This is a genomic window from Billgrantia sp. Q4P2 (assembly GCF_052806135.1).
In genome coordinates, this window is the sequence record NZ_JBRBAI010000007.1 from 46,322 (window position 1) to 58,502 (window position 12,181).

A 12,181-nucleotide genomic window follows, 5' to 3' on the forward strand; every position below is an offset into this window, starting at 1 on the left:
CCGATAGGCTCCTAGGGGCAGGTTTCGCCCAGGATCAGCTCGGTGCCCAGCAGGCGTGAATGGCCCGGCTCCAGGCCCAGGATCATGCGTGCTGCCAGGCGCCCTTTCTCGCCGCTCTCCTGGCGAATCGTGGTCAGCCGCGGCGCCCGGTACTGGCCTTCGGCGATGCCGTCGAAGCCGATCAGGCAAATGTCCTCGGGAATACGCAGGCCACGGCTTTCGGCCAGGGTCAGCGCAGTCAGGGCGATGCGATCGGACATGCACAGCAGCAGGTCGGGGCGTTCGCCGTCGGGTAAGTCGAGAATCTCCTCAATGACCGGGGCGCATACCTCGAAGGTATTCTCCTCCACGTTCCACATTGGTATTCGCCCGGGGGTGAAACCATGCTGGACCAGGGCGCGATGGAAACCGGCCAGGCGCGAACGGGTGATGGTGAGCTCGGCCGGCAGCAGGGTGTATGCCGGATCGATGCGACCGTTGCAGGGTTCGCGTGTGAGGCGCAGATTGACGATGGCTGGACGTCGGCGGGGCATGGCCGCCAAGGCGTGACTGGCGATCTCGAAACAGGCCGGCTCATTGTCGACGTGCACCGAAGGGTGGCCTGCCACGTTGAAATCGACCGCCACCAGCGAGGCGTTGAGCGGAAGCGAATCGAACAGCTCCTCGGAAGGCATCAGGCCGTAGACGATGAAGCCGTCGGCCATGCTCGCCGAGTCGATCAGCTGGCACTTGGCCTGGCGCGCGGAGAGCAGCAGCAGGGTATGGCCCTGGGTGTCGAGTACCTCGGCAACGCCCGAGAGGAACTCGCTGGAGACGGCGTCGTTGAGGCTGTACGTAAGGCTTTCGGCCAGGATCACCGCGATGATGCGCGAGCGTCCGGTGCGCAGGCTGCGCGCCTTGGCGTCGGGGCCGCGATAGCCCAGCCGCTTGGCCTCGGCGAGGATGCGCTCGCGCAGGTTGGGCGAGAGCTGGTCCGGCCGGTTGAAGGCATTGGAGACGGTGGCGGTGGAGACGCCGAGCTCGCGGGCCAGATCCTTGAGAGTGATACGGCGGGCCGGTGGCGACACGGTGGTTTCCCTGCTAATGAGTATGGCCCAAGGATACCGCCCCGGCCGCGGCCGGGACAGCCCTGCCACCTGTTTTCATGGCGACGCCGTAGTGTCAGGCCACGGCGCGTGCCGCCTTGACCGGCAGCGCGCGGTCGTTACCGTCGAACAGGTGGACGTGCTCGGGATCGGGGGCCAGCGCCACGCGCTGGCCGATCCGCCACGAGGTGGGTGCTTCACCGCGCTGGATCAACAGGGTATCGCCCTCCTTGGGTTCGAGATAGACGTAGACCTCGTTGCCCAGGTACTCCACGTTGACGATCTCGAAGCTCTCGCTGCCCTGGGCTTCGGTCAGGCGCAGGTGCTCGGGGCGGATGCCCAGCATCAGGCTGTCCCCTTGGGCATGGCCCGAGGCGTCCTGGGGCAGGGCCAGCTCGGCCAGCCCGGCGGCGCTGATCCGGCAGCCGGTGGCATCGGCGCCGACCAGGCGTGCCGGTAGGAAGTTCATCGTCGGCGAGCCGATGAAGCCCGCCACGAAACGGGTCGCCGGGCGTTGGTAGAGTTCCTGCGGGCTGCCCACCTGTTCCACGCGACCGCCGTTGAGTACCACGATCTTGTCGGCCAGCGTCATCGCCTCGACCTGATCGTGGGTGACGTAGATCATGGTCGAGCCGAGGCGCTTGTGCAGGCGGGCGATCTCGTTGCGCATCTGTACCCGCAGCGAGGCGTCGAGGTTGGAGAGCGGCTCGTCGAACAGCAGGATACGCGGCTCGCGGGCCATGGCGCGGCCCATGGCGACGCGCTGGCGCTGGCCACCGGAGAGCGCCTTGGGCTTGCGCTCGAGTAGCTCCTCGAGCTGGAGGATACGGGCGGTCGCCATGACCCGTTCGTGCACGGTCTCCTTGGCGGTTTTGGCCAGCTTGAGGCCGAAAGCCATGTTCTCGTACACCGTCATGTGCGGGTAGAGCGCGTAGGACTGGAACACCATGCCCACGCCGCGCTCCCGCGGCGGCAGCTCGTTGACTACCTGGTCGCCGATGGAGAGTTCGCCGTCGCTGATCGACTCCAGGCCGGCAATCAGGCGCAGCAGGGTGGACTTGCCGCAGCCCGAAGGGCCGACGAAGACCACGAACTCGCCTTCTCCTATCGCCAGGTCCACGTCCTTGATGATGTGGGTGCTACCGAAGACCTTGTTGATCTTGTCGAGAGTGACGCTTGCCATTTGACCCATCCTCGGCCGTACTCGGCCGGTCGTTGTTGTTCAAGACAAATACGTTGTCTGAAAATCGGCTAGAGGCGGAAGTACGCCGCCTGGTACGGCGGCAAGTGCAGCGTGCCGCCGCTGACCTCGTACTGGAAGCCGTGTTGCTGCAGCGCCTCGCGCACCTCGGGCAGCGTGGCGGTCTGGGGCTGGCCGGTGAGGTTGAAGACGCACAGCAGCCTGTCGCTGCCCCGCTGGCGGGTGAACGCGACCAGCGCTTCGCCCAGTTCGACCAGGGCCATGTCGCCGTCGAACAGCGCAGGGTGCTGGTTGCGGAAGCGCAGCAGTCGGCGGGTGGCGTTGAGCATCGACTCTGGATCGTCCTGCTGGCGAGCCACCGACAGCGGCAGGTGCGGCTCGGCCACCGGCAGCCACGGTTCGATGGCCGAGAAACCGGCCAGCGGCGTATCGTCCCAGGGCATCGGCGTGCGACAGCCGTCGCGCCCCTTGAAGTCGGGCCACAGCGGCAGGCCGTAGGGATCCTGGAGGCGCTCGTAGGGAACGTCGGCCTCAGGCAGTCCGAGCTCCTCGCCCTGGTAGAGGCACACGCTGCCGCGTAGCGAGAACAGCAGCGCCAGTGCCACCCGAGGATAAGCGAAGGCGCACTCCTCGCTGCCCCAGCGAGTGGCGCTGCGCACCACGTCGTGGTTGGACAGCGCCCAGCACGGCCAGGCGTCGCCGGCGAACTGCTGGAAACGCTGCAGCACACCGCGAATGTACTCCGGCGAGCGCGGCGAGTTGAGCAGGTCGAAGGTATAGGCCATGTGCAGCTTGTCGCCGCCCGACGTGTATTCGGCCATGCGCTCGAGGGGGGTGTCGTCGCCGATCTCGCCTACCGTGGTGGTGCCGGGATACTCGTCCATCAGACCTCGCAGCTCACGCAGGAACTCGACATTCTCGGGTCGACTGATGTCGTACACGTGGCGCTGCCAGGTGTAGGGGTTCTCCTTGGGGGCGCCCATGGTGCGGGTGGCATCGATGGTCAGCGCCGGGTTGCTGCGCAGGTGCTGGTCGTGGAAGTAGAAGTTGACCGTGTCGAGGCGGAAGCCGTCGACCCCCATCTCCAGCCAGAAGCGCATGTTGTCGAGCTGGGCGGTGCGCACCTCGGGATTGTGGAAGTTGAGGTCCGGTTGGCTCGACAGAAAATTGTGCAGGTAGTACTGCTGGCGCCGGCTATCGAAGGTCCAAGCCGGGCCGCCGAAGATCGACAGCCAGTTGTTGGGCGGCGTGCCGTCCGGGTTGGGCTCGGCCCACACGTACCAGTCGGCCCGCGGGTTGGCGCGGTTCATGCGGCTCTCCTGGAACCAGGGGTGCTGGTCCGAGGTGTGGCTGATCACTTGGTCGATGATCACCTTGAGGCCGAGTGCATGGGCACGTTTCAGCAGCGCCTTGAAATCGTCGAGGGTGCCGAACAGCGGGTCGACGTCGCGGTAGTCGCTGATGTCGTAGCCGAAGTCGCGCATCGGCGAGGTGAAGAAGGGCGACAGCCAGATACCGTCCACGCCCAGCGAGGCGACGTAGTCGAGCCGCTCGGTGACACCCGGCAGGTCGCCGACGCCATCGCCGCTGCTGTCCATGAAGCTGCGCGGGTAGATCTGGTAGATGACGCCGCCGCGCCACCAGAAGGTGTTGTCTTGCATGAGTTTCCCTTGTTCAAACCTGATTGAAGCATTTTCAGCGAGTGCGCGCCGCAGAGGGTCAGCGGCGTCGCATCCCGTTCAACCTTTCACCGCGCCGGCCGTCAGTCCCGAGACGATGCGGCGCTGGAAGATGATCACCAACACCACCAGCGGCACCGTGACCACCACCGAGGCGGCCATGATCGGGCCCCAGGGCAGCTCGTAGGCGCTGCCGCCGGAAAGCAGGGCGATCGCCACCGGCACCGTGCGCTGGCTGTCGGTCAGGGTGAAGGTCAGGGCGAAGAGAAACTCGTTCCAGGCGGCGATGAAGGCGAGCAGCCCAGTGGTTGCCATGGCCGGCCACATCAGCGGCAGGAACACCTTGGTGATGGTCACCCAGGGCGTGGCGCCGTCCATGATCGCGGCCTCCTCGAGTTCCATGGGCAGCTGGCGCATGAAGGTGGTCAGTACCCAAACGGTGAAGGGCAGGGTGAAGATGGTGTAGCTCAGGATCAGCCCGCCCGGGTTGTTGTAGAGGTTGAGTGCACGGATCACCTCGAACAGCCCCGACAGCACCGCCACCTGCGGAAACATCGAGACGCCAAGGATGACCAGCAGCACCGTGGTGCGGCCGCGGAATCGCACACGGCCCAGGGCGTAGGAAGCGGTGATGCCGAGCAGCAGGGCGATGAACACCACGCTGGTGGCGACCAGGATCGAGTTGAAGATCGCCTGCACGAAGCTGCGCTGGGAGAAGATCTGCACGTAGTTGGCAAGTGTCGCACGCGTCGGCCACAGCTCGACCCGGAACAGCTCGCTCGACGGGGTAAATGAGGTCTTGATGGCGTAGTAGAACGGGAATACCGCCACCACCACGACGAAGGCCACCAGCAGCCAGAAGCCGAGGCGCCCGGTGAGCTTGGAGAGTTGGCGCGAGGTCATCACTCACCTCCCAGTTGCAGTTGCTTGCGGCCCAGGTAGAGATAGGCGATGGTCGCCAGGGCGATGATCAGGAACAGCAGCGTGGAAGCGGCACTGCCGTAGCCGACATCCTGGAATTCCACCAGCTGTTGGCGCGCATAGATCGACATCGACATGGTGCTGGTGGAGTTGGAGGTCAATACGTAGATGACGTCGAACACGCGCAGCGCATCGAGCAGGCGGAAAATCACCGCCACCATCAGCGCCGGGGTGATCAGCGGCAGCGTGACCTTGAAGAACACCCTGACCGGATGGATGCCGTCTACCTCGGCGGCTTCGTAGCAGTCCTTGGGCAGCATCTGCAGTGCGGCCAGTACCAGCAGGGCGACGAACGGCGTGGTCTTCCATACGTCGACCATGATCACCGCCCACATCGAATAGGCGGCATCGGCGGTCCAGGCGATGGGGCTGGCGATGATGCCAAGTGCCATCAGCAGGTGATTGATGATGCCGAACTGGTCGTTGAGCATCCATGCCCACATCTGCGCCGAGACGATGGTGGGGATCGCCCAGGGAATCAGCACCGCGGCGCGTACCAGGGTGCGGCCCTTGAACTCGGCGTTGAGGATCAGCGCCACGATGACACCGAACACCACTTCCAGCGATACCGAGACCACCGAGAAGTAGACGGTGTTCCATACCGCCCGCCACCAGATGGGGTCGGCCAGCACGCCGAACCAGCGCCCGTCGTCGTAGACCAGATAGTTCTCCAGCCCGATGAACAGGGTGTTGCCCATGTCCGACAGCGAGGCGTCGGTGAAGCTGAAGTAGAAGGTGCGCAGCAGCGGCCAGCCGGCCACCATGGCCAGGGTCACCAGCATCGGCGCCAGGAAGGTCCAGGCGGCTCGCACCCGCTGGCGACGCACCTTGGTGCTGCGATAGGTCGGCGGCAGGGGGCGCGCCGGGATCGGCGCGCTTTCGGTCACGGGAGTCGACATCTCGGGCTCCTGAGGGGTTACCAGTTGCGGCGCTTGATGCGGGCCAGCTCGCCTTCGAGGTCGCTGACCGCCTGCTCGCCGCTCTTGCTGCCGGAGAGCACGTCGTGGGTGGCACTGAAGAAGACGTTGCTGACGCGACCGTAGGCATCGCCGGTGGGGGCCGACGGACGTGCCACGGCGTTGACGAAGGTCTCGTACAGCTCGCCGAAGAAGGGCACCGCCTCGAGCACCTCGTCGTCCTGGTAGAGCGACTCGAGAGTCGGGTTGTAGGCGCCCTCGATGGCGCGGCGTTTCTGCTCCTCCTCGCCGGCGAGGAAGGCCACCAGCTCGGCGGCGAGTTCGGCATTCTCACTGTAGCGCGATACTGCCAGGTTCCAGCCGCCCAGCGTGGCGGCCGAGTTGCCATCACCGCTGTAGGGCAGTTGGGTCACGCCCACCTTGCCGCGCACCTCGCTGCCTTCGCTCTGGGCCAGCGCCCAGGCGTAGGGCCAGTTGCGCATGAACACGGCATTGCCGCCCTGGAACACGCCGCGGGCCTCCTCCTCGGTGTAGTTGAGCACACCGTTGGGGGAGATATCGCCGATCCAGGACGCGGCAAGGTCGAGGGCGGCGGCTGCCTGCGGGTTGTCGATGGTGATCTCGCCGTCGCCATCGACGAGGGTACCGCCGCCGTGGCTGGCTACCCATTCCAGAGCGTTGCAGGTCAGGCCTTCATAGGCGCGGCCCTGGAACACGAAGCCGTGCATGCGGTCGTTGCCCGCCTCGCGCTCGGCATTCTGGATCTCACGGGCGATCTCGGTCAGCTCCTCCCAGGTTTCGGGAGCCTCGTGGCCGTACTGCTCGAGCAAATCGGTGCGGTAGTAGAGCACCCCGGCGTCGGTGAACCAGGGCATCGCTACCAGGCGGTCGTCGATGGTGTTGTTCTCGATGATGGCGGAGAAGTGACCTTCGCCAGCGTCGTCGCCCAACACCTCGCGCAGGTCGAGCAAGTGGTTGGCGAGCAGGCCCGGCCACACCACGTCGATCTGCATGACGTCGATGTCGGTGGAGTTGGCGGAGAGAATCTGCTGATAGAGCGACAGGCGCTCGGTGGAGGAGTTGGGCGTCGAGACCACGTCGACGCTATGACCGGTCTTCTCCTCCCACGCCCGCACGCCCTGCTGGCAGAGCTGGAGCTCGGCGCCCACTGCGCCGCAGGAGATGGTCAGGTCGGCGGCCTGGGCGTGGCTGAAGCTGGCGGCTCCTGCCACGACGAGGGTAGAGATCAACGACTTCTTGAACATGAAGGGTATCCTTGTCGGCTTGTTGTTATCGGCGGCTGCTTAATAACTTAAACGATTAAGATCGCTCGGCGCCCAGTTAGCCGTTTCTTGGTTACGAGTTCAACCTAGACTTTCGGCTAATGGGGCGATGCGGCACGGCTGACGTTCATGAGCATAGCGAGGTCGTGTCTCTGCTTCACAGCGACAGGAAGAACAGGATCAGCGGCGGCGACAGCAGCGAGAGGATGAAGCCGCTGACCACGGCGATGGGCACGCAGGCGACCCCGCCATGCTGCTGAATCACCGGCAGGGTAAAATCCATGGACGTGGCGCCACCATAGCCGATGGCCAGCGGGGCGTGGCGGCGAATGGTGAGCGGAATCAGAATGAAGGCCAGCAGTTCGCGGGTCAGGTCGTTGAAGAAGGCCACGCCCCCGAGCAGCGGGCCGAGCTGATCGCCCACCAGGATCGCCGAGAGCGAATACCAGCCGAAGCCGGACGCCAGGGCCAGCCCCTCGTTCCAGTGCAGCGCCAGGAGGGGAGCGGCGAGCAGCCCACCGACCAGCGAGCTGATCGCCAGTGCCGTGGCGATGGCCAGGCCGTGGCGGTTGAGCAGGATCTGCTTCAGCGGCATACCCGAGTTGCGCAGCTGGCAGCCGATCAGCGCCAGCAGCACGTAGAGCACCCATTCGGCCCACTGCTCGGCATGGCGGAAGATGACGTCGCCGCCCAACCAGGCGAGCGTGAGCCCGAGTAGCACCCCACCGGCCACCACCGCCACCAGCGACAGCGAGCCGAGCAGCGCAGCCAGCTTGGTCGTGGGGGCGTTCGCCACCACCGGGGAGGGGCCCATGCGCAGGCCCAGCCGGCGCGACAGCCACCACAGGGCGACCAGGTTGCAGGCAGTGATCACCGCGAACAGCTGCAGGGCTTGGGTACCCATGCGCGACAGTTCACGGCCGAGTTCGTCGAGACCTGCCAGGCCGATGCCCATCAGTAGCAGAATGACATAGACCGAGGCGTTGACGCCGCGGTTGATTCCGGCCATGACGCCGGAATGGCGAACCGGTACCAGATAGCCGAGCATCAGCGGCAGCAGCACGATCAAAAGCCCCGACAGCATTGCGATTCCCTTCACCGAGGCCGCCCATGGCGGCGAAAACTGCCAACTTTATCAGCCTTTTGCTCGTTGTGCCGCGGGGAAAGTCGTCAAGGCGCCTTATCGGGACTCCGAAGACAGTGAAGTCAGGGTGAGACGGGTCGTGCGCTCGCCGTCGCGGTGATAGTCCACCGCCAGTAGCAGGCCGGGGTATTGGGGATGGAAGTGGAACAGCATCTTGCGCTCGGGCGTTTCCGGGTCGTTCACCTCGACCTTGACCGCCTCGAACTCGCCAGCGGGAAGGCTCAGCACCTCTGCCCCCAGCAGCCGATAGTCGAGGGTTTCCTCGCGGCCACGATGGTCCTGATAGACAAGGCGGCAGGCGTCGTTGCCACAGCCGCCGTTCAGTGCACGTCGCGAGAGTTCGATCAGGGCCGCCTGTCGGTCGGGCAGGCCGGCCAGCTCGTTGCCAGCCAACCGATAGCTGCTGCCTACGCCCAGCAGCGAGTAGCCACTGGCGTAGTTCACCGAGCGTACCCCATCCGGCGTGACGATGAAGCGGCTGCGCTCGTTGCCGCGGGCCACGGCAATGGCGGCCTGCATACGGCTCTGCCAGTGACCGCTCTCCCGGGTCAACCGATGCTCGATGGTAGCATTCGGCCAGCCCTTCACCTCCAGGCGATAGCTGGCGCTGAAGGGCTGCAGGAGGACTTCGGGCTCCGGAACGGCAGACATGGCCGGGCCGGGAATCCAGGCCAGCAGCATGATCAAGAACGGTAGACGGGCAAGCGCTCGCAGGGGTCGGTTCATGTCGGGGCACCGCTTGGCTGAAAGATGTCAGTAGCTGTGAGCCCCCCGGAGCCGATGGGTTCCACGATGCACGGTTATTCCTCGGTTGCCCCAATCAGGGCGCCGCAAGACGCTGCAGGGCCTGGCTCAGCTCGACGGGGTAGTCGTCGTCCTTCTCCCGAGGTTCGAGGCGGCGCAGCCGTGCCGGCAGGCGCGCCAGGGCCTCCTGAACGCGTTCGCGTGCCCGGTCGGCGCCGGCCATGTGGGCGGCGTCGACCTTGCCGCCCTGCACCAGCGGCAGCAGCAGAGGGTCTGCTCCGGAGAGGGTTTCGTCGCGCCGGGCAATCACGTCGCCGACATAGCTGCCGTGCTCGTCCTGCCGGCGGAACAGCTGCTTGCGCCCGGGCAGGTTGACCTTGCCCGTGGAGTGCTTGACCCGCGGCGTACCGGCATATTCGACCAGCTTGTAGGAGAGATCGATCACCGGAGCATCGGCCGATACGCCCATCTGGGTGCCGACGCCGAAGGCGTCGATGGGCGCTCCCTCTTCGAGCAGCGTGGCGATCTTGTGCTCGTCGAGGCCGCTACTGGCGACGATCTTGATCCGCTCGTGGCCGGCTTCGTCGAGCAGCGCACGGGAGTGTCGGGCGAGCTCCCCGAGGTCGCCGGAATCGAGGCGGATGGCATCGACGCGCAGCTTCGGTTCCTCGCGCAGCAGGGCGATGACCTGGCGCACGCCCGCGAGGGTGTCATGGGTATCCACCAGCAGCGTAGTACCGGGAAAATGCCGGGCAAAGGCGCGAAACGCCTCGGTCTCGTCGTCATGAGCCAGGATGTAGCTGTGCGCCATGGTGCCGCTCAGGGGCAGCTCGTGACGCAGCCCACCCAGCACGTTGCTGGTGCCGGCAAGCCCCGCCGTGCGGTAGGCACGCACGCCGCGCACGGCGGCATCCACCCCATGCATGCGGCGCATGCCGAAGTCGATTAGCGGGCGGCCACTGGCCGCCATTACGATGCGTACGGCCTTGGAGGCCAGCACCGTCTCGAGCTGCACCAGGTTCATGAGCAGGCTCTCGACCAACTGCGCTTCGGCAATGGGGGCATCCACCTCCAACAAGGGCTCATTGGGAAACACTGGCGTACCCTCGGGCAGCGTCCAGATGTCGCCGCTGAAGCGCCACTCGGCCAGCCAGTCGAGAAAGTCCGGGTCGAACCGTTCTGTCGTGGCGAGTCGATCCAGTGTCGTGGGAGTGAAACGCACCCGGCTGACCAGTGCTGCGGCATGCTGCTGGCCGCAGGCGAGCATGAAGCGCCGTGTTGGTGGCATCTTGCGGAAGAACAGGCTGAAGGTGGCCCGCTCGGTCATCTCCTCCTTCCAGTAGGCCTGCAGCATGGTCAACTGGTACAGGTCGGTCAGCAGCGCCAGTTCGCTGTCCTCGACGTGAACGGGGATCGGCTCGCTCATGGGTGGACCTCGACACCGGCTTCCTGCAGTTCGCGCTGGCATTGGCTGCGCGCTTCGGACGCGACGGGCTCGGTGAGAGCGTCGAGCAGAATTACCGTGAAGCCCTCGCGGCGGGCTTCCAGGGCGGTGGCCTTGACGCACACGTCCATGGCCAGGCCGCAGACCACGACGCGCTGGATGCGGCAATCGCGCAGATAGCCGGCCAGGCCGGTGCCATCGAAGGCGGAATAAGCATCGACATCGAAGGCGCTGGCCTTGCTCACGCGTACGGCATCGTCAGGCAGTGCCAACTGCGTATGGTAGGCGGCGCCAGGGGTGTCCTGCACGCAGTGCACCGGCCACTGGCCACCGCGGTGTTCGAAGCTCATGTGGTCGACGGGGTGCCAGTCGCGCGAGGCGACCACCATCGCCCCGCCGCGTCGTGCGGCCTCGATCTCGGCATTGATGCCAGCGACCAGGGCATTGCCACCTTTTACCGCGAGCGCACCGCCTTCGCAAAAATCGTTCTGCATGTCCACGACCAGCAGCGCGGCATCCGGTCCATATTCCAGCTGGGCCATGACGCACCTCCCAAGGTCGGTGAGTGTATCTCCCAGCGTATGTCTTGCGTGGCGCTTGTTGTAGTGCGCGAGGGTAGATTTCCCCAGCTACGGCAACCGGTGACGCGGGTCGGAAGCGCGTAGCGGGCAAAACCGCGATGCCGACCAGGCTGGACGAAAGCCGTATTGGCGAGCCTGGGCACGCCGCTTGCGTTTGCGCTATTGAACCAAGCCGTTCAGTAGCCTGCTTCGGGGTCCACGGTCTCGAGCTCTTCGCCGGCCTCGAAGGCGCGAATCGCCTCGGCTACCTGGTCGACGGCATCACACAGTGGTGTGGGGCCGGCCATGTGGGGTGTCACCCAGATGCGCGGGTGTGACCACAGTGGGCTGTCCTTGGGCAGCGGCTCGTCGGGGAAGGCATCGAGCAGCGCGCCGCGCAGCCGGCCTTCGTGCTCGCCCTCACCCAGCGCTTCGAGTAGCGCCGCTTCGTCGATCAGGCTGCCACGTCCAGGGTTGATCAGGCTGGCTCCCTCGGGAAGCTTGGCGAGTGCCTCGGCATCGATGATATGGCGGGTCGCGCTGGTGCCCGGCAGCAGCAGCACCAGGGTGCGTACCTGGCCGAGCAGTTCGGCGAAACCTTCATCGCCATGGTGGCAGGTGATGCCTTCGAGCGTCTTCGGCGAGCGGCTCCAGCCATGCACGGGGAAGCCATCAGCGGCGATCATGGACGCCACCTTGGCGCCGATAGCGCCGAGACCCAGTACGCCCACCGGCCAGTCGCGCTTGTCCGCTACGGTGTGCTCGCGCCAATCGTGGCGAGCCTGCTGGCGCCGATAGCGGTCGAAGTCGCGCTGGAAGTGCAGCACCCCGTAGCGTACGTAGTCGCCGATCAGCTCACTCATGCCGGCATCACGCAGCTTGACGATGGGTACTCCCTCGGGGCGACCGGGGTTGCTCAGAAGGGCGTCGACGCCGGCCCCCAGGTTGACGATGCCGCGAGCGCGGGTCTGCTCGCGCAGCAATGCTTCCGATGGCTTCCACACTGCCAGGTAGTCGGCGTCGCGGCGCCGTTCGGCGGGGTCGGCGGCGGTGACGATCTCCGCTTCCGGCAAGCGTTCGACCAGGGCGTCGCGCCAAGCCTCGATATCGTCGATGTGCAGCAATATACGCATAACGGTTCCT

11 protein-coding genes are annotated in these 12,181 nt (G+C 65.7%); all 11 read right to left on the reverse strand.

Annotated elements, in window-relative coordinates:
• Positions 1-11: 11 nt before the first annotated feature.
• Complete coding sequence (locus ACUY1T_RS13520) at positions 12-1,067, reverse strand: LacI family DNA-binding transcriptional regulator (protein WP_446023617.1); 1,056 nt, start codon at positions 1,065-1,067, stop codon at positions 12-14.
• A gap of 94 nt (positions 1,068-1,161) precedes the next feature.
• Positions 1,162-2,268, reverse strand: a complete 1,107-nt coding sequence (locus tag ACUY1T_RS13525; protein ID WP_446023619.1) for an ABC transporter ATP-binding protein — start codon at positions 2,266-2,268, stop codon at positions 1,162-1,164.
• Between the two features lie 68 nt (positions 2,269-2,336).
• The gene (locus ACUY1T_RS13530; RefSeq protein ID WP_446023621.1) at positions 2,337-3,947 is read right to left on the reverse strand and encodes an alpha-glucosidase family protein; all 1,611 of its coding nucleotides are present in this window, start codon (positions 3,945-3,947) and stop codon (positions 2,337-2,339) included.
• 78 nt (positions 3,948-4,025) lie between these two features.
• Positions 4,026-4,868 (reverse strand): carbohydrate ABC transporter permease, encoded by an 843-nt coding sequence (locus ACUY1T_RS13535; RefSeq protein WP_446023623.1) that lies wholly within the window; start codon positions 4,866-4,868, stop codon positions 4,026-4,028.
• Entirely contained in the window at positions 4,868-5,845 is a 978-nt protein-coding gene (locus ACUY1T_RS13540; RefSeq protein WP_446023624.1) for a carbohydrate ABC transporter permease, read from the reverse strand. Before ACUY1T_RS13540 ends, ACUY1T_RS13535 begins: the two co-directional genes overlap by 1 nt.
• A gap of 17 nt (positions 5,846-5,862) precedes the next feature.
• The gene (locus ACUY1T_RS13545; protein WP_446023626.1) at positions 5,863-7,128 is read right to left on the reverse strand and encodes an ABC transporter substrate-binding protein; all 1,266 of its coding nucleotides are present in this window, start codon (positions 7,126-7,128) and stop codon (positions 5,863-5,865) included.
• Between the two features lie 175 nt (positions 7,129-7,303).
• Positions 7,304-8,230, reverse strand: coding sequence for a lysine exporter LysO family protein (locus ACUY1T_RS13550; RefSeq protein ID WP_446023628.1), 927 nt, complete (start codon positions 8,228-8,230; stop codon positions 7,304-7,306).
• Between the two features lie 96 nt (positions 8,231-8,326).
• Positions 8,327-9,016 (reverse strand): hypothetical protein, encoded by a 690-nt coding sequence (locus ACUY1T_RS13555; RefSeq protein WP_446023629.1) that lies wholly within the window; start codon positions 9,014-9,016, stop codon positions 8,327-8,329.
• Positions 9,017-9,110: 94 nt separating this feature from the next.
• Complete coding sequence (locus ACUY1T_RS13560) at positions 9,111-10,460, reverse strand: nicotinate phosphoribosyltransferase (RefSeq protein WP_446023631.1); 1,350 nt, start codon at positions 10,458-10,460, stop codon at positions 9,111-9,113.
• The gene (locus ACUY1T_RS13565) at positions 10,457-11,020 is read right to left on the reverse strand and encodes an isochorismatase family protein (protein ID WP_446023633.1); all 564 of its coding nucleotides are present in this window, start codon (positions 11,018-11,020) and stop codon (positions 10,457-10,459) included. The genes ACUY1T_RS13560 and ACUY1T_RS13565 overlap by 4 nt, the downstream gene beginning before the upstream one ends.
• Before the next feature lie 215 nt (positions 11,021-11,235).
• On the reverse strand, positions 11,236-12,171 hold the full coding sequence (locus ACUY1T_RS13570; protein WP_446023635.1) for a 2-hydroxyacid dehydrogenase: 936 nt from the start codon (positions 12,169-12,171) through the stop codon (positions 11,236-11,238).
• Between the last annotated feature and the right edge of the window lie 10 nt (positions 12,172-12,181).